General features: G+C 66.2%; 17 protein-coding genes and 1 tRNA gene. 7 read left to right on the forward strand and 11 right to left on the reverse strand.

Going from position 1 to position 17,638, the window contains the following annotated elements; translation table 11 throughout:
- Positions 1–384 precede the first annotated feature (384 nt).
- Positions 385–603: a YjiS-like domain-containing protein gene (locus C8N44_RS11670; RefSeq protein ID WP_107976684.1), complete on the reverse strand. Its 219-nt coding sequence runs from the start codon at positions 601–603 to the stop codon at positions 385–387.
- Between the two features lie 260 nt (positions 604–863).
- Here C8N44_RS11670 and C8N44_RS11675 point away from each other — a divergent pair, with 260 nt between their 5' ends.
- Positions 864–1,928, forward strand: coding sequence for an Mrp/NBP35 family ATP-binding protein (locus C8N44_RS11675; protein WP_107976686.1), 1,065 nt, complete (start codon positions 864–866; stop codon positions 1,926–1,928).
- Positions 1,929–2,153: 225 nt separating this feature from the next.
- Here the strand turns inward: C8N44_RS11675 and C8N44_RS11680 are convergent, their stop codons facing one another.
- The 4 genes from C8N44_RS11680 to C8N44_RS11695 are packed head-to-tail and all read right to left on the reverse strand — an operon-like array spanning position 2,154 to position 5,877.
- Positions 2,154–3,275 (reverse strand): DNA polymerase III subunit delta', encoded by a 1,122-nt coding sequence (locus C8N44_RS11680; RefSeq protein ID WP_107976689.1) that lies wholly within the window; start codon positions 3,273–3,275, stop codon positions 2,154–2,156.
- Complete coding sequence (tmk, locus tag C8N44_RS11685) at positions 3,272–3,898, reverse strand: dTMP kinase (RefSeq protein WP_107976691.1); 627 nt, start codon at positions 3,896–3,898, stop codon at positions 3,272–3,274. Before tmk ends, C8N44_RS11680 begins: the two co-directional genes overlap by 4 nt.
- Positions 3,895–5,064, reverse strand: coding sequence for a D-alanyl-D-alanine carboxypeptidase family protein (locus tag C8N44_RS11690; protein WP_107976693.1), 1,170 nt, complete (start codon positions 5,062–5,064; stop codon positions 3,895–3,897). The genes tmk and C8N44_RS11690 overlap by 4 nt, the downstream gene beginning before the upstream one ends.
- Before the next feature lie 33 nt (positions 5,065–5,097).
- On the reverse strand, positions 5,098–5,877 hold the full coding sequence (locus tag C8N44_RS11695) for an SPOR domain-containing protein (protein WP_244641038.1): 780 nt from the start codon (positions 5,875–5,877) through the stop codon (positions 5,098–5,100).
- Between the two features lie 186 nt (positions 5,878–6,063).
- Here C8N44_RS11695 and C8N44_RS11700 point away from each other — a divergent pair.
- A tRNA-Ser gene (locus C8N44_RS11700) sits at positions 6,064–6,153 on the forward strand.
- A 421-nt stretch (positions 6,154–6,574) separates the two neighbouring features.
- Here C8N44_RS11700 and C8N44_RS11705 read toward each other — a convergent pair.
- Both C8N44_RS11705 and C8N44_RS11710 read right to left on the reverse strand, forming a co-directional pair.
- Positions 6,575–8,164 (reverse strand): ABC transporter substrate-binding protein, encoded by a 1,590-nt coding sequence (locus tag C8N44_RS11705; protein ID WP_107976697.1) that lies wholly within the window; start codon positions 8,162–8,164, stop codon positions 6,575–6,577.
- Between the two features lie 43 nt (positions 8,165–8,207).
- A complete protein-coding gene (locus C8N44_RS11710) occupies positions 8,208–8,819 on the reverse strand; it encodes a helix-turn-helix domain-containing protein (RefSeq protein ID WP_107976699.1) in 612 nt (203 codons plus the stop codon).
- Between the two features lie 136 nt (positions 8,820–8,955).
- Between C8N44_RS11710 and C8N44_RS11715 the strand changes: the two genes are divergently transcribed.
- The 5 genes from C8N44_RS11715 to C8N44_RS11735 are packed head-to-tail and all read left to right on the forward strand — an operon-like array spanning position 8,956 to position 13,004.
- Positions 8,956–9,981, forward strand: a complete 1,026-nt coding sequence (locus C8N44_RS11715) for an ABC transporter permease (protein WP_107976701.1) — start codon at positions 8,956–8,958, stop codon at positions 9,979–9,981.
- A complete protein-coding gene (gene nikC / locus C8N44_RS11720) occupies positions 9,981–10,883 on the forward strand; it encodes a nickel transporter permease (RefSeq protein WP_210204160.1) in 903 nt (300 codons plus the stop codon). The genes C8N44_RS11715 and nikC overlap by 1 nt, the downstream gene beginning before the upstream one ends.
- Complete coding sequence (locus C8N44_RS11725) at positions 10,880–11,722, forward strand: ABC transporter ATP-binding protein (RefSeq protein ID WP_107976705.1); 843 nt, start codon at positions 10,880–10,882, stop codon at positions 11,720–11,722. The genes nikC and C8N44_RS11725 overlap by 4 nt, the downstream gene beginning before the upstream one ends.
- Before the next feature lie 2 nt (positions 11,723–11,724).
- Complete coding sequence (locus C8N44_RS11730) at positions 11,725–12,507, forward strand: ABC transporter ATP-binding protein (protein ID WP_107976811.1); 783 nt, start codon at positions 11,725–11,727, stop codon at positions 12,505–12,507.
- Positions 12,504–13,004 carry a GAF domain-containing protein gene (locus tag C8N44_RS11735; protein ID WP_107976707.1) on the forward strand — a complete coding sequence of 167 codons (501 nt, stop codon included), beginning with the start codon at positions 12,504–12,506 and terminating at the stop codon, positions 13,002–13,004. The genes C8N44_RS11730 and C8N44_RS11735 overlap by 4 nt, the downstream gene beginning before the upstream one ends.
- 124 nt (positions 13,005–13,128) lie before the next feature.
- Here the strand turns inward: C8N44_RS11735 and C8N44_RS11740 are convergent, their stop codons facing one another.
- From C8N44_RS11740 to C8N44_RS11755, 4 genes are all read right to left on the reverse strand, one after another.
- Complete coding sequence (locus C8N44_RS11740; protein WP_107976709.1) at positions 13,129–14,796, reverse strand: amidohydrolase; 1,668 nt, start codon at positions 14,794–14,796, stop codon at positions 13,129–13,131.
- Positions 14,797–14,857: 61 nt separating this feature from the next.
- The gene (locus C8N44_RS11745) at positions 14,858–15,892 is read right to left on the reverse strand and encodes an ABC transporter substrate-binding protein (protein WP_107976712.1); all 1,035 of its coding nucleotides are present in this window, start codon (positions 15,890–15,892) and stop codon (positions 14,858–14,860) included.
- 53 nt (positions 15,893–15,945) lie between these two features.
- Complete coding sequence (locus C8N44_RS11750) at positions 15,946–16,746, reverse strand: ABC transporter permease (RefSeq protein ID WP_107976714.1); 801 nt, start codon at positions 16,744–16,746, stop codon at positions 15,946–15,948.
- Entirely contained in the window at positions 16,739–17,638 is a 900-nt protein-coding gene (locus C8N44_RS11755) for an ABC transporter permease (protein ID WP_107976716.1), read from the reverse strand. The genes C8N44_RS11750 and C8N44_RS11755 overlap by 8 nt, the downstream gene beginning before the upstream one ends.

Raw genomic sequence — 17,638 nt, forward strand, 5'->3', positions numbered from 1 at the left:
GTGCCGCCGCTTCGGTCATCGGGCCCCCAGGGAGGAGGAGAGGGAACCCAATCCGATGTGGACCTTGCGATCCGGAATTCAGGCGCGGCGACGCCAGGGAGGAGGAGAGGCGCCGCCGCTAGGTATCAGGCCCTCAGGGAGGAGGAGAGAGGACCCAATCCGTTACGGGCCCGAGGGCCCTAAACTGTCGCGGCGGTGCCAGGGAGGAGGAGAGGCACCGCCGCTTCTGGTATCAGACCCTCAGGGAGGAGGAGAGAGGGCCCAATGCCGTCAGGCCCGAAGGCCCATGTAGGTGGCGGCGCGCCAGGGAGGAGGAAAAGCGCATCCGCCGGTATCGCAGGGCTCAGGGAGGAGGAAAGAGCCCGACGAAACTGTTGTTCCTTGTCAGCCTTCGCAGGCTGCCTGCCACGCAACACGGCGCAGCGAAGAGCGTTCCAGACCCAGATCGGCCAGATCACGGTCGCTCAGCATCGAAAGTTCTCCAAGCGTCGCGCGGAAAAGGCGACGGCGTGCAAAACGTGCGTCAATCTGATAGAGGATGGCGGAAACCCGGCCACCCAAAACGCTTTGGGTCTGATCGGCAATATTGCTGATGTAGGCCATTCTCGTGCGTTCCTCGTCTAGTCGTCCTTGGCGGCGGCCCGTCCGGCTGTCCGCGTCCTGTTGGCCCTAACATGTGGCAGATGCTGCAGATGCACAATCCCCCGGGGTCGCAATGCTGCCATGCGGCATTTGCATATTAACTCCGGGTAAAACCGGGTTGGTTCCCTGCGGGATCGAAATTTCCGCACGATGAATCCCCCGGGCTTGCGACTCCACCTCTTAGTTGCAAACAAGGAGGGCAGAATGAACGGAGAAGAGGCATGGATGATCTGAAAGACCGTGTCCGGGCCGCGCTGGCCCGGCTGAGCCTGCCCGACGGCGGCGACCTGGTCTCGCGCGACATGATTCGTGCCCTGAACGCCGAGAACGGTGCCGTCCGCTTCGTGATCGAGGCGCCGAGCGCGGAGATCGCCAAGCAGATGGAGCCCCTGCGCGCGGCGGCCGAGGAAACCGCGCGCAACGTGCCGGGCGTCACCTCGGCCAGCGTGGTGTTGAGCGCGCCGACCGCCCAGAAGGCGCCACCGCAGATGAAGGTGGGCGGACACGCGAAACAGCAGGAGGGGCCGATGCGCCCGCCCGGCGTCAAGGCGCTGATCGCCGTGGGGTCGGGCAAGGGCGGCGTCGGCAAGTCCACGGTCGCCTCGAACCTTGCCGTGGCCCTTCGGCGGGCCGGCAAGACCGTGGGTCTGCTCGATGCCGACATCCACGGCCCGTCGCAGCCGCGCATGTTCGGCCTGACCAAGCGCGCCGCCAGCCCCGACGGCAAGACCATCATCCCGCTTGAGGCGCATGGCGTGAAGGTCATGTCGATCGGCTCGATGCTCGACGAGCGCAAGGCCGTTGTCTGGCGCGGCCCGATGCTGATGGGGGCGCTGCAGCAGATGATGATGCAGGTGGAATGGGGCGCGCTCGACGTGATGGTCGTGGACCTGCCGCCGGGCACGGGCGACGTGCAGCTCTCGCTCTGCCAGAAGTCCGAGGTGACCGGTGCGCTCGTGGTCTCCACGCCGCAGGACGTGGCGCTTCTCGACGCGCGCAAGGCGCTCGATGCCTTCGAGACGCTCAAGACCCCGGTGTTGGGGCTGATCGAGAACATGGCCGTCTTCGTCTGCCCCAACTGCGGTCACGAGAGCCACATTTTCGGCACCGGTGGCGTCGCCGCCGAGGCAGAGGAGATCGGCGTGCCGCTGCTCGCGCAGCTGCCCATCGACCTGGAGACCCGGCTTGGAGGGGATTCCGGCCAACCGGTGGCGCTGGGCGAGGGGCCGATGGCCGAGGCTTACGCCGGCTTGGCCCGGCGGCTGATCGATGGCGGGATCGTCTGAACGCGACCCTGTGGCGGATCGGGCATGGGGCGCTGCCCCCGCCGCCCGTGGCTGGCGCCTCCCCCGGAGTATTTCGACCAAGAAGAAGCAGGGTGCGCGGCCTGCGGCTTCTTCTTGGCTCAAATACTCCCGGGGGTGAATTGGCCGGAGGCCAAGAGGGGGCAGAGCCCCTTCGCGGCGAAGCCGCGCGGAGCGGATCGCCTTGCGATCCGAGATCGCTCCGGTTCAGAGACCGGGGCGCATCTGCAGGAAGAGGTCGGTGACCAGCGCGGCCGGATCGATGTTGACCGCCCTTGCGTGCCGGGCGCGCTCGCCCGCGACCTGGGCGCGGGAGGCCCAGTGCCGCCCGGATGCCGGGTCGGGGGCGATGCGGGCCAGGACCTCGGCCTCGCCGCTGGCGGCCTCTCGGCCGGGCGTTTCTCCGGTCACCCCGCGGCGGGCGGCGCGTGCCAGGGCCCGGTCGGTCAGGCTGAGTAGGAGTTCTAGACGGGTTTCCTTGCCGCGCCCCGCGCAGCTTTCGGCCAGCGACAGGATGCGCGACCGGTCTAGGCGGGGCAGGCTGCCGAGAATGCCGAGTATCTCGCCGTAGAGGGCGAGTCCGTCAAGGTTCAGCAGGCGCATTGCCTCGCCTACAGACCCGCCCGAAAGCTCGGTCAGGGCGCTGGCGGTCTCGGGCTTCACCTCGGCGCCGGCCTGCGCGAGGGCCCGAGACATGTCCTCGGGGCCGAGGGCGGAGAGGCGAAGCTCGCGGCAGCGCGACCGTATCGTCGGCAATAGCCGCGCGGGCTGGTGCGCGATCAGCAGCAGAGTGGTGTTGGCGGGCGGCTCTTCCAGCATCTTCAGGAGCGCGTTGGCGGCCTGCACGTTCAGCTCGTCTGCGGCATCAACGATCACCACCCGCCGCCCGCCGTCGGCCGAGGAGAGCGCGAAGAATTCGCGCATGCGGCGCACCTCGGCCACGCGGATCTCGGTCGCGAGCCGGTCGCCCTTTTCGTTTGCCCCGCGACGGAGCAGGAAGAGCCCGGGATCCGATAGGGCCCGGACGCGGTGCGCCACCGGGTGATCGGCGCCGATTTCCAGCGAGGACGGGGGCGGGGGCGCGCCGAAGAGCCCGTCATCCGCTTGCGCCGGTGTGGCCAGCAGGAAGCGCGCGATGCGCCATGCGAGCGTTGCCTTGCCCACGCCCTGCGCGCCGGTGACCAGCCAGCCGTGGTGCAGCCGCGATCCCGAGAAGGCCGAGAGGAAATCCTCTTCCGCGCGGGCCTGCCCGAAGAGCACGTCGGTTTCGCGCGGATGGGGGGCGCCTTCGACGCGGTCGGGTTCGGGAAGATCCTCGGCGGCGCTCATGGCAGATCCGGGGCGATGGCCTCGCGCACACGGGTGGCGACCGTCTCCTCATCGGCGGCGCCATCCACCACGCGAAAGCGGCCCGGTGCGTCGGCAGCCAGCCCGAGGAACCCCGCGCGCATGGCCTCCTGCAGGTCGAGACCGAAGTCCTCGAAGCGCATCTCGATCCCGCGGCGCGCGTGGGCGCGGGCGAGGGCGTCTGTCGGGGACATGTCGATGAGCACGGTAAGATCCGGTTCGATACCGATCATCAGGTCGTGCAGCGCGTCGACCTTTTCGCGCAGATCCCCGCGCGACAGCCCCTGGTAGAGCCGCGTGCTGTCGGCAAACCGGTCGCAGATGACGATCTGGCCGGCCTCGAGCGCGGGCGTGATGACCCGTTCGATGTGATCGCGGCGCGCAGCCGTGAAGAGCAGCATCTCGGTTTCCGCCGACCAGCGGTCCGGGTCGCCCTGCAGGACAAGCGCGCGGATTTCCTCGGCGCCGGGCGAGCCGCCCGGTTCGCGAGTCAGGATGCAGTCGCGGCCTTCGCCCGACAGCGTCTCGTAGAGCCGGCGCGCCTGGGTCGATTTACCCGACCCGTCGATGCCTTCGAAACTCAGAAAAAGCCCCTTGCGGGTCACATCACATCCCCGTCGGGTTCCTGCACGCGCTTGAGAAGCGCCATGCTCGCCATGCGCAGCCGGGTCACGAAGCCGCCCGCATCGACGGGCGCGGCCGCGAAGAGCGGCACGCGGTGTTCGGGCAGGCCCTCGGGCGAGATGATGAGTTCGGCGAGCTGCTGGCCCTTGGCCACGGGCGCGCGGATCGGGCCGGTATACACGACCTCGGCGCTGACGCCTTCGGCCGACATGGTCGGCACGAGAAGCGAAACATCGCGGTCGGTGACGAGACCGACGCTGTCCTCCTCGCCCATGAAGACCTCGGCGCGGGCCACTTCCTCGCCGGGGGTGACGAGCGTGCGTGCGGCGAATTGGCGGAAGGCCCAGTTGACGATGGCCTCGGCTTCCTCGGCGCGGTCGTTTTCGGTGTCGAGACCGGTCATGGTGAAGATCACGCGGCGCCCGTCCTGCGTGGCGGAGCCGACGAGGCCATAGCCCGCTTCCTGCGTGTGCCCGGTCTTGAGCCCGTCTGCGCCGATGCCAAGGCCGAGCAGCGGGTTGCGGTTGAAGCGGTTCGTGCGTTCGTTTTCGTCGAAGAGGAATTCACGCTCGGCGAACATCTCGTAGAACTCGGGGAAGTCCTCGATGATGTGGCGGGCGAGCAGCGTCAGGTCGCGCGCGGACATCACGTGTCCGTCGGCGGGCCAGCCGTTCGAGTTCTTGAAGACGGAATTTGTAAGGCCCATCTGCTGCGCGCGCTGGGTCATGAGGCGGGCAAAGCCCTCTTCCGTGCCATCCGGGGACAGCGCCTCGGCGATCACCACGCAGGCGTCGTTGCCCGAGAGCACGATGATGCCGCGCAGCAGGTCCTCGACCTCGACCCGTTCGCCGGCGCGCAGGAAGAGAGTGGAGCCGCCGTAGTCCATGGCGTGCTGCGACACGCGCAGTTCCTCTTCAAGGCTGAGACGGCCGTCACGCACCGCCTCGAAGGCGATGTAGAGCGTCATCAGCTTAGACATGGAGGCCGGGGGCATCGCCTGGTCCGCGTTCTTGGCCAGCAGCACGGTGCCGGTGCCGTAGTCGAGAACGAAGGCGGCCCGGGCGCTCGTGTCGAAGGCCTGGGCATTGCCGGCGACGAGCGCGGCGCAGGCCGTGGTCAGCACGAGGCGGCGTAGGGCGCGGATCATGGGGCAGCTCCTGTCCTTTGGGTCGGGACGCCGTCAGCCGTCGACGGCGTAGGCGTCCGAAAATCCGGTTCCGCGGATCGTGTCAAGCAGCGTCGCACGTTCCTCCGCGTTCTGTGAGGGGCCGACAAGCACGCGCCAGTAGGCCTTGCCGTCGCGTGACTGCGTCTTCAGCGTGGGGACCATGCCTGCCTCGCGCAGTGTCGTGGCGGTGTTCCGGGCGTTCTGTTCGACGCTGAAGATCCCGACCTGGATGAAGGGCTTGTCGAGCGAGGACGCGGGAGCGCCGGGGGCGGGGTCGGTTTGCGTCGTCGGGGCAGGGCGCGAGGTAGTCTGCAGGTCCGGCGTGGGGCCGTTCTCGCGCCGGAGCGCCACCACGTCGAGGCTGGCGGGGACACTGGCCGTCATGCCAAGCGCCGCCGCGGCCTCGGAGGACACCTGCAGGCGCGGACCCGATGTGTTGGCCTTGCGCGGGTAGAGGGCGCCCATGACGAAGGCACCGTTGGTTTCGTTGCGGATGATCACGCGGCCGGGTTCGCTTGCCTCGGGATGTGAGATCCAGACCCCACCGGACGATGGCGTGCCGTCCCACTGGCCTGGCTCGGTGAGCTGAAAGATTTCCGGCGCCTCGATGTCGCGCGGTGCGCTGGCGCTGCCGTCGGCGCGACTGACAGTCTCGCCCTGCGCATTGTCCGTTCCGCGAAGCGCGCCGCATCCCGCGAGAAGGCCGAGGGCCATCGCGATCGCGAGGCCGCGGCGCAGGGTGCAACCTGGCGTGCCCATTGTATTGCCGATGATGCGACGCTCACCTGTCACTGGTCCGTCCCGTCCGGTGGCACCGAAGACCGGTCTTTCCGGCTGCCCTCGCGTGCCTGCTCTGCCTTGAGGGGCTCTCTCGGCCCTTGGGAAGAGAGTAACCGCAGCGCGCCTTCAAGGGAAGCCCGCTGCGCGGTGTGCCGATGCCCTTCCAGAATCGCGCGGGCGGGGCTATCGGTCGGGTCCGGAGGCTTGGCAGAGTGGTCGATTGCGGCGGTCTTGAAAACCGTTGACCCTTCGCGGGGTCCGTGGGTTCGAATCCCACAGCCTCCGCCACCTCGCCCTTGGCAGTTTCGATCTCCGTCTTGTCGTGCCGTGTCTTAGGTGGTCCCCGAACTGGGCCCTGGGTCCTCGCGAGGACCTTTGCAGCAGGTCGGTCGTGTGTTTGCGTCTTCAACCTCGGGTGGGCGGTGCAACGCCGATCGTGTGAACCGTGTTCGCCACCGACTACGTTTGCGACGCCAAGTCGACCTGCCGAAGCTTCGTGACGATTTCTTCGTGCTTGTGCGTCGCCCTCCAAATGCTCCCCGAGTCAGTTCAGTGAGGGCCACTTTCGAGCGGGCGGGCCAAGGCAGCACATTTGTCCGGGGCTCGAAGCCGGCCAGTTCAGCTTTAGCTACGGCCCTTCTGCGTAGCCGCAATGAAAAGGGCCGCCGGTCAACCGGCGGCCCCAGAGCCTCGAGCAGGCGTCGATGGCTTACTCCTTGTCGACCAGCCGGTAGAAGACGAAGTCCGAGGTCGCGCCGTTCACGTAGCCCGTGACATCCGCGCCCATGGCGACCTCGTAAGAGGCCTGGAACATGATCACGATGGGAGAGGACTCCTGCACCTTGGCCTGCAGGTCACGGTACATCTCGAGACGCGCTTCGGGATCGCTTTCCGACAGGGCGGCCATGGTCTGCTCGTTCATCGCGTCCGGGACGGCCCAGGCGTTCCGCCAGGTGGTAGTCGCCTGGTAATTGTCGTCGGAGTTGTCGGAGTTGTAGGCAAAGGCCTTGGCGTTCGAATGCGGGTCCATGAAGTCCGGGCCCCAGTACAGCAGCATCGCCTCGTGGGTCCGCTCGCGATACTTGGTGATGACCTGGGCGCCGGTGCCGGGCAGGATCTCGAAGTCGATGCCCGCGTCGGCAAAGCTCGCCTGCAGCGACTGCGCCATGTCGGTGAATGGTGCCGCGTTGATCACGTCGAGCGTCACCTCGATCGGAGTCTCGACGCCCGCGTCCTTGAGGATCTGCATTGCCTTCTCGGGATCGTAGGTGAAGGGCGTCTCGTCGTAGGAGCCGGGGAAGCCCTTGGGCCAGAAGGCCTGGTGGACCTCCATCTGGCCCTTGATGATGGTATCGGTCATACCCGTGTAGTCGACGAGGTAGCGCGCGGCTTCCCAGACGGCCGGATCGGTCAGGCTGTCGGTCTTCTGGTTGAACGACAGGAAGTGGACGGCCGCCTGCGGGAAGGTCTCCACCTTCACGTCGTCACCCGACAGCGATGCGACCTGGTCGGGCGTCAGGTTGCGCGCCATGTCGATGTCGCCCTGTTCGAGCAGAAGCTGCTGGGTGGCGGCCTCGGCCACGTGGCGGATGATGACCTGGGACATCGCGGGCGCGCCCTTGAAGTAGTCCTCGTTGGCGGCCATGCGCACCATCTGGCCCGGGGTGTAGCCGGTCAGTTCGAACGGGCCGGAGCCTGCCGAGTTGGCGTTCAGCCAGGCGTTGCCCATGTCGCCGTCCTGCTCGTTCTCCATCACCAGCGCCTTGTCGACGATGGAGGCGGGACGCGCGGCCAGCACGTTGAGCACGAAGGCGGGCGAGAAGTCGCCCTCGTATTTCACCGTCACGACGTTGCCGTCGGCGGTGACCATGTCGTCCACGTTCTCCGGGGTCCAGCCAAGCTGGGCGAGGATGAAGGCAGGCGTCAGGTTCAGCTTGATGACGCGCGAGAGCGAGAACAGCACGTCCTCGGCGGTCACCGGGTTGCCCGAGTTGAAGACGGCATCGTCGCGCAGGGTGAAGGCGATGGTCTTGGCCTCTGCGTCGACCTCCCACTCGGTCGCGATGCCGGGCGCGAGGACGGTCGGGTCCTCGGCATCGTACTGGACAAGGCGGTCATAGAGGTTGGTGACCAGCTCGCCCGAGGTGAACTCGTAGGCCTGGGCCGGGTCGATCGCGACGATGTCGTCGATGTTCTGGGCGATGACCAGCACGTCATCGGGCGTGTCGGCCAGCGCCGCGGTGCCCGCCAGGGGCAGCGCGAGCGCCGAGGCGAGCAGCGCGGGTTTCAGCATGTTCATTTGGCTCTCCTTGTTGGTGTTCGATGGCATGGGACGGCGTTGCTCAGCTTTCCAGCTGCGCCATCTCCGGTAGTTTCATCCCGCCCTTGCGGTTCAGAACGGCAAGGGTTCCGGTCCAGAGGATGCGGACGGGCCTGTCGGTGGGATTGGTCCATGAATGGGGCCGCAGCCCGCTGTAGTGCAGGCTGTCGCCGGCCTTCATGCGAATGATCTGACCGTCGAGTGTCTGCTCTATCTCGCCTTCCAGGATGTAGATGATCTCCTCGCCCTCGTGGCTGACCACTTCGGAGGCATATCCGGCCGGTACGTGGAGAATGTAGCTCGACAGCTCGGCCCCGGGGAAGTCAGTGGCGAGATTCTCGTATCCGATGGACGAGCCGTTGAGCGAGAATTGCGGTCGGGTCTCGGCGCAGGTCAGGCTGTCGGCGGGGCCGGGGGTGGCGATGAAGTATTCAAGCTTCACGTCCAGCGCCGCGGCGATCTGTGCCAGCGTTCCGAGCGTCGGCGTGGCATTGTCGCGCTCCACCTGGCTGAGATAGCCGACCGAGACGCCAGCGGTATCGCCCATGACCTGCAGCGTCAGCCCGAGCTGCTTGCGGCGCTTGCGAATGAGGGGGCCGAGCTGCGGCTCGGTCTTGTGTTTCTCCCGTGTCATCGCGGGGTCCTTCCGAAACTATCTCGTGGACCTTACAAAAATTTTTTTACTATGGCAAAAATTCTTGCGACACTGCGGACTGGATTTCAATTGGCAGAGGCCACGGGAGGCGGAGACCTTGGCGACAGATGCAACAATGGCCGTCCGGGCGGGACGCAGCGCGCGTGGGATCGGCGGCTTTGTCATCGTCACCGCGCTGACCTTCCTGGGCTTGCTGGCCATCACGTTTTTCATCGGGCGGGTGGTGCCCATCGACCCCGTCCTGTCGGTGGTCGGAGACAGGGCGACGCAGGCACAATACGACGCCGCCCGCGTGGCCATGGGCCTCGACCGTCCACTCGTCGTTCAGTTCTTCGACTACGTCTGGTCGGTGATGCAGGGCGACCTGGGCACATCGATCTCGACAAACCGGCCGGTCGCGGTTGACCTGCTGCGCGTCTTTCCCGCGACGCTCGAGATGGCGACGCTCGGCATCATCATCGGCATCGTTCTGGGCGTGCCCGCCGGGGTCTGGGCCGCCACGCGCCGCGGCGAATGGGTGGACCAGGTGATGCGGGTCTTCGCGCTGCTCGGCTACTCGGTTCCCGCTTTCTGGCTCGGTCTCGTCGGGCTGGCGTTCTTCTACGCGGGGCTGGGTTGGGTCGCGGGACCGGGGCGCCTCGACATCTTCTATGAAGGTCTCGTCCCCTCGCGCACCAATGTCATGCTGATCGACGCGGCGCTGGCCGGCGACTGGACCGTGTTCGGCAACGCGCTGTCGCACCTCGTTCTGCCGGCCTCGATCCTTGGCTTCTTCTCGCTCGCCTTCATCGCGCGAATGACGCGAAGCTTCATGCTGGACCAGCTTGGCCAGGAGTTCATCACCACCGCCCGGGTCAAGGGCGTGCCGGAGTGGCGGGTGGTCTGGGTCCATGCCTTCATGCCGATCCGGGTGCCGCTGATCACCGTCATCGGCCTGTCCTACGCGGCACTGCTGGAAGGATCGGTGATGATCGAGACGGTCTTCAGCTGGCCCGGCATCGGCAACTACCTGACCACTGCGCTTCTGAATGCCGACATGAATGCCGTGCTGGGGGCGACGCTGGTGATCGGCTCCGTCTTCATCCTGATCAACAAGATCTCGGACGTACTCTACCGCGTCCTCGATCCGAGGAGCAAATGATGAGCCCCCGTGACTGGCTTCTCGACGACAGCCCCGCCACGCTGACCCAGGCGAACTTGGGCCGTGCCTGGCGTATGACGACAGCCCTCCTGCGCAATCCGCTGGCTGTCGCCGGAATCCTGATCGTCCTGCTGCTGCTGGCCACCGCGCTATTCGCGCCCTGGATCGCGCCCGAAAGTCCGGTGGGGCAGAATCTGCGGACGCGCCTGCTTCCTCCCTCGGCCGAGCACTGGATGGGCACCGACGAACTGGGGCGCGACATCTTCAGCCGCGTCGTCTACGGGTCGCGCATCACCTTGATGATCGTGGCGCTGGTGGCCGTGATCTCGGCCCCGCTGGGGCTCATAATCGGCGCGGTCGCGGGCTACTTCGGCGGCTGGGTCGATCGCGTCCTGATGGGGGTGACCGACATCTTTCTTTCGCTGCCCAAGCTCATCCTCGCGTTGGCCTTCGTCGCGGCGCTCGGGCCGGGTATCGAGAACGCGATCATCGCCATCGCGATCACCGCCTGGCCGGCCTACGCGCGGATCGCACGGGCGGAAACGCTGACCTTCCGCAACTCCGAGTACATCCAGGCCGTCCGGCTCGTCGGCGGGTCGCATGCCCGGATCATCTTTCGGCACGTGCTGCCGCTTTGCACCTCGTCGATGATCGTGAGGGTCACGCTGGACATGGCAGGCATCATCCTGACCGCCGCTGGTCTCGGCTTTCTGGGGCTCGGCGCGCAGCCGCCGCTGCCGGAATGGGGTGCCATGATTTCCCGGGGCCGGACATTTATCCTCGACCAGTGGTGGGTCGCCACCATGCCGGGCTTTGCCATCATTCTTGTCTCGCTGGGCTTCTGTTTCCTGGGCGACGGGCTGCGAGACGTGCTCGATCCCAAGCAAGGGAGCGAGAAATGAACGAGACACCGCTTCTGGAAGTCGAGGATCTTCGCGTCAGTTTCGCCACGCCCAACGGGCCGGTCGAGGTGGTGAAGGGCCTCTCGTTCACTCTGGGTCGCGAAGAGCGCCTGGGCATCGTCGGCGAAAGCGGATCGGGCAAGTCGATGACCGGCCGGTCGATCCTGCGCCTGATCCGGGCGCCGGGAAAGCAGACGGCCAAGACATTGCGCTTTGACGGGCTGGACCTCATGGCGCAGGGCAACCGCCAGATGCGCAAGGTGCGCGGCGCGCGGATCTCGATGATCATGCAGGACCCGAAGTTCTCGCTCAATCCGGTCATGACCATTGGCGAGCAGATCGCCGAGGCCTTGCGGGTGCATGAGCGCCTTCCGCGCCGCGACCTGCGGGCCAGGGTGATCGAGATGCTGACCTCGGTACGCATCAACGACCCCGGCCGCGTGGCCAGGATGTATCCGCACGAGGTGTCGGGCGGCATGGGGCAGCGGGTCATGATCGCCATGATGCTGATCCCACGCCCCCAGCTCCTGATCGCGGACGAGCCGACCTCGGCACTGGACGTCTCCGTGCAGGCGCAGGTGCTGGATCTGATCGAGGAACTGGTGACCGGCAACGGCATGGGCCTGATCCTGATCAGTCACGACCTGAACCTTGTGGCGCGCTACTGCGACCGGATCCTGGTGATGAACGGGGGAGAGGTGGTCGAGGCCTGCGCCGCGCAGCGCCTTCACGAGGCCAGCCATCCCTACACCCGCGGACTTCTGGCGGCCCAGCCTCGCATGGAAGAGACCCGCGACGAACTTCCGGTTCTCGACCGAAGCGGAGGAGCAGGCACATGACCATCCCGGCGATCTCTCTCAAGGATGTCGATATATCCTACGGTGATACCAGGGTCGTGCGCGACGTGAGTTTCGACGTGGCACTGGGCGAAAGCTTTGCGCTCGTGGGCGAAAGCGGGTCGGGCAAGTCGACCGTGCTGAAGGCCATTGCCGGGTTGGCGCCGGAATGGACCGGCGAGATCTCGGTTCTGGGCAAGTCGCGCGGGCACGGCATGGATCGCGCCTTTTCCGAAAACTGTCAGATGGTGTTCCAGGACCCTTACGCTTCGCTGCACCCGCGCAAGACGATCGACACCGTCTTGAACGAACCGCTGGCGATCCACGGCATCGGCCGGCGCAGCGAGAAGGTGATCGAAATGCTCGCGGCGGTGGGCCTCGACCGGCGATTCCGCTTCCGCTTTCCACACCAGTTGTCGGGCGGACAGCGCCAGCGCGTGGCCATTGCCCGCGCTCTGATGCTGGAGCCCAGGGTGATGCTTCTGGACGAACCGACCTCGGCGCTGGACGTTTCGGTGCAGGCGGAAATCCTGAACCTGCTGAAACGCCTGCGGCGCGAACAGGGGCTGACCTACCTGATGGTCACCCACAACCTGCCGGTGGTGAGCTTCATGTGCGACCGCATGGCGGTGATGAACAAGGGCCGCATCGTCGAGATCGCCCCCAAGACAGCGCTCTATGACGGCGGCTTCGCCGATCCTTACTCGCGCGAACTCTATGCCGCGTCCGGCGGCAACCCCGGCGCCGAACCCGACATGGTCGCGCCAGCTACGAAGGACCCTGCATGACCGATACGACCAAGGCGCTTGCCGATTTCACCGCCGCGCTTTCTGCGGCGACCAGCGAGGAAGCGGCCTTTGACGCGCTCTGTGCGCTGACCAAGGCGACGGTGGGCGCAAAGCTGTTCACGGTTATGACCTCGGACACCGATTCCATGGTTGCCCGCCGGGCCTATACCGACGATGCCGTGAACTACCCCACCTCTGGCGAGAAGCCGATCGTGCTCAATCGCTGGTTCGACCAGGTGCTGACCCGTCAGCTGGCCTTCGTCTCCAATACTCTGGCCGACATCGATACGGTCTTTCCCGATGCCGAGTTGATCGGCAAGCTGGGCTGCGGCTCGGTAGTGAACCTTCCGTTGATCATCGGCGGCAAGGTCGTCGCGACCATGAACATCCTGCACGAAGAAGGCTATTACATACCCGAGCGCGTGACCCTGCTCCACGACACCCTGCGCTTGCCGGCCACCGCCGCCTGCGCCGTGGCGATGCTGCTGCGAGACTGACCTCGCGCAACGGTTCGGCCTGTGCCCCCGTATGCTGTGAGAGGGGGGGCGGGAAGTGCCGAAGGCGTCCGTGGTCACCGCTCCGTGGCTCCCGGCATTACCGCACTTGCAGGAAAGCCGGCTTTCAGGCGGCGAAGGTCACTTCGCCGCCGCAGATCGTCACCGCGGCGCCGGTCTGTTCGACCGTGTCCGGCTCCATGGCCTCGAGATCCTCTCGCAATACCGCGATATCCGCGACCATGCCCGGATGTAGTCGGCCCTTGCGCGCTTCGGAGAACTCCAGCCAGGCATTGTCCGCGGTCATCGACCGAAGTGCATCCATCAGGGACTGGCGCTGATCCCCCCACGGGGCCGGCATGGCGACGGGCGCGATCGCTGCGCGCAGCGTCGCCATAGGGTCGAGTTTGATGACAGGCCAGTCGGTCGAGAAACACACGGGGTTTCCGGCCTCGCGCAGGGTCTGCCAGGCGTAGGCAAGCGGCTTCTGATCCTCGTGCAGGTGCGGCCCAAGCGCTTCAAGAGGAAAGATATGCCCGAAGGGCGCGTGTCCTGGCTGGTAGGACGCCACGACGCCCAACTCGCGGAACCGGGGCAGGTCGGCCGGGTCCAGCGTCTCGATATGCTCCACGCGGTGCCGCGCGTCGCGCGCGCCGTTCGCCTCGCGGGCCGCGGCGTAGCCCTCAAGCGTTCGGCGCACAGCCAGATCGCCGATCGCGTGCGTGGCGATCTGAAAGCCCCGCGCGTCCGCTTCGACGCAGGCGGAGTTGAAAGCCTCGGGCGTGAAGACCGCGTCACCAGAAAGGTCCGAGCCGGGGTAGGGGCGCAGCATGAGCGCTGTCCGGCTTTCGATCACGCCGTCCATGAACATCTTTACGCGATTGCACCAGAGCCGGTCGGAGGCCCAGCGGCTGCGCATCTCTTCCGCCTCGGCGAACCGGTCGAGGCCGTCCACCGCCTTGAAGTGAAACGGAACCTCGGTCCGGCAGGGCAGCTCGCCGTTTGCTTCGAGCTCGGCCAGAAGCTCCATCGTGTAGAAGTTGCCGTCCATGTTGTGCAGGCCGGTGATCCCGTAGGAGGCACAATGGGCCAGCCCGCGCCGAAGGGCATCCAGATCGCGCCCGCGTTCCGCGACGGACGCGGCTGGTACGGGATCCTTGCCGGTGACAAGCCCCGCCAGGTCTCGACCGCCATGCGGCGTCATCGCCAGCACCCGCGCGTAGGCCCCGGGCTCGCGCAACTCCCCCTCGGCAAGACCGTCCTCGCCCATGACGATCTCCGATCCCGGTTCGGTTGCCCCGCCCTGCAGAAGCCCCGCCGCCTCGAGCGCGCGGGTGTTGGCCCAGATCGTGTGGTGGTCGGCGGCGAACATCGCGAAGGGCCGGTCAGGCATCACCCGGTCGAGATCGTGGCGCGTCGTCCGGTGTCCCTCTCCGAACATCGCGTAGTCTGCCTGCACCCCGAACAGGAGGGGCGCATCGGGTTCCTCTGCGGAGCGGGCGCGGACCGCGGGGATCACCGCGTCGTCGCCCTGCAGCCCGCCCAGATCCAGGTAACCGAGCTCCACCGACCCGCCGAACAGGTGCACGTGCGAGTCGATGATGCCGGGCATGACGGTGCCGCCGGCGGCGTCGATCACCCGTGTGCCGTGGCCCGCCAGAGCGCGTATCTCGGAGGTCGTGCCGACGGCCACGATCACGCCGTCCCGTACCGCAAGCGCCTGGGCGCGCGGCATGGTGTCGTCGAAGGTCAGCAGGCTGCCGTTCAGGATGACGAGGTCGGCGGTGTCGGTCATTGAAACCTCTCGAGAAAGCAAACGGCGGCCCGATGAAATCCGGGCCGCCGCTCGAAGTGTCTTACTTGGTCAGCTCGGTCCAGATCTGGCTGTAGATCTTCTGAGCCTCGGGCGGGCAGTTCTTCGAGATGTAGCCCGCGTCTGCCAGCTCTTCCGGCGTGTTGATCTCGGGTGCCTCGGCCATGACATCGTCCATGAATTCCTCGCTGCCCTCGATGCCGTTGGCATAGCGCGCGAAGTTCGACAGCATCGCCGCGTTCTCGGGCTCCATGATGAAGTTCAGGAACAGCTTGGCGTTCTCGACGTTCTGCGCATCGGCGGTGATCGCCGCGTTGTCCATCCAGATGGAATAGCCCGTCTGCGGGTAGCCGAAGGCGATATCCTCGTTCTGCAGGCGCGCCCGCATCGAGGCCCCATTCCAGTTCAGCGTCGCGGCGATGTCCTCGTTCGCAAGCCGCTCGATGTTGCCGTAGGCCATGGAGAGCCAGTGGGGCTTGGCCTCGACCAGCTTGTCTCGGACCTGGCGCAGCACCTCGCGGTCGGTGGTGCATTGCTCGCCGCCCATGTAGTGGATGGCGCTGCCCATGACGTCGTTCATCTCGGGGATGACGTTGATCTTGCCCTGAAGCTCTTCCGGCGGATCGAAGATCAGGCCGGCGGTGTTGATGTCGCCGTCATAGACGGAGGTGTTCACGCTGACACCGACCGTGCCCCATTGCCACGGCACGGTATACTCGCGGCCCGGGTCGAATTCGACGTCCACCCAGCGCTGGGCGACGTTGCCGAAGTTCTCCATCTCGTTGGGGTTGGACTTCATCAGCACCCCTTCCTCGATGAAGATCGGCACGTAGTTGCCCGAGGGCACGACAATGTCGAAGCCGTGGCCGCCGGCCTTGAGCTTGGCCAGCGCGGTGTCGTTGGAATCGTAGTCCGTGACGGTGACGTCGACGTCGAATTCCTGTTCGAACTTCTCGATCATCTCGGGGCTGGTGTAGTTGCCCCAGTTGTAGATGTTGAGCTCGCCCTCGGCGTGGGCGGCGCCCGCGGCAAGCGTGAGCGCCGCGATGCCGGCAATTGGCGTGATGCGGTAGGTCATGGTCGGTCTCCCTGTTGTGGGCCGCCCGGCTTGGCGGTCCGTGTCGGGCCGGATCATTTGCGTGTCCGGCTCATGAAGAAGAAGGCTGTCACCAGAAGCACCGAGATCGCCAGAAGGGCGGTCGAGATGGCGTTGATTTCCGGCGTGATGTTCCGCCGCAGCTGGCCCAGCATGTAGGTCGGCAGCGTGTCCTGGCCGGCCGACTTCACGAACTCGGTGATGACGACGTCGTCGAGCGAGATCACGAAAGCCAGCATACCTCCGGCGAGGATCCCGGGCCAGAGCTGGGGCAGGGTGATGTGGCGGAATACCTTGATCGGCGTACCGTAGAGATCGGCCCCCGCCTGTTCGAGATTGAGGTCCATCCCCTGCAACCGGGCACGGATCGGCATGTAGGCGAAGGGGATGCAGAAGGCCGCATGGGCGATGACGAGGTACCAGAGGCCGGTGTAGCCGGTCCAGACCTTGATCATCGAGAAGAAGATCAGCAGCGAAACGGCAGTTACGATCTCGGGCACCATCAGCGGCTGGTTGATCAGCGCGAACGCGACGGTCTGTCCCCGCCAGGGCGTGGTGCGCGTGGTGGCCAGCGCTGCCAGCACGGCCGCCGAGGTGGCGATGAGCGAGGCCCCGAGTGCGATGATCACAGAGCGGATCGTCGCGTCCTGAATCTGCTCGTTGTCCCAGGCGGATACGTACCAGCGCAGCGAGAACCCCTCCCACTGGGAAATCGACTGGCCCGCGTTGAACGAGTAGGCGACCAGCAGGATGATCGGCAGGTAGAGCAGCACGAAGCAGGCAATCGCGATCATGGTGAACCCGGGCTGCCGGGTGACGTCGAAGCTTCTAGCCATGTCCGCGTTCCTCCGCGCCCACGGTGCGAACGTAGAAGATCAGCGCCACCATGACGATCACCAGCAGTGTCAGCGACAGCGCCGCGCCAAGCGGCCAGTTGCGCAGCTGCCCGAACTGCAGCTCGATCAGGTTGCCGAGCATCAGCTGCTTGCCCCCGCCCAGCACGCGCGGCGTGACATAGGCGCCAAGGCACGGCACGAAGACAAGGATCGATCCGGCCACGATCCCCGGTTTGACGATGGGCAGGATGACCCGGCGCAGCACCTGCCAGCGCGTGGCGTAGAGATCGTAGCCTGCCTCGACCAGCCTGAAGTCGAACCGCTCCATCGAGGCGTAGATCGGCAGGATCATCAGCGGCAGATAGACATAGGTCATGCCCAGCAGCAGCGAGAATTCCGTGTAGAGCATCTGCACCGGCTGCGTGAAGAGCCCCATGGCGATCAGCACGGTGTTGATCGTGCCTTCGTTCCGGATCAGCTCCATGATCGCGAAGGTCCGGATCAGAAGGTTGGTCCAGAATGGGATCATCACCAGCAGCATCCAGATGTCCCGGCTGCGGCGCGGGCGCGTGGCGATGAAATAGGCTGTCGGGAAACCGAAGATGAAGGACAGAAGCGCCGTCAGGAGCGAGAGCTTGATCGACCGCCAGAACACCGTGAGGTGCGCGTCGGCCCAGCTCAGCTGCTCGGTAAAGAAGTCGCGCTCGGCGAGCACTCCGAACCAGGCATCGGTCGAGAAGTCCCAGACGACGCCGCCGTAGTCGCCGGGCGTCAGGAACGAGTAGAGCACGACGATGATCAGCGGTCCCGCGGCGGCGAAGATCAGGATCGCCATGGCCGGGGCCAGGAGGGCGGCGCGGGTGCGGGCGGTCGAGGAAATCGGATCCGGCAT

The organism is Allosediminivita pacifica (assembly GCF_003054175.1).
Classification (GTDB): domain Bacteria; phylum Pseudomonadota; class Alphaproteobacteria; order Rhodobacterales; family Rhodobacteraceae; genus Allosediminivita; species Allosediminivita pacifica.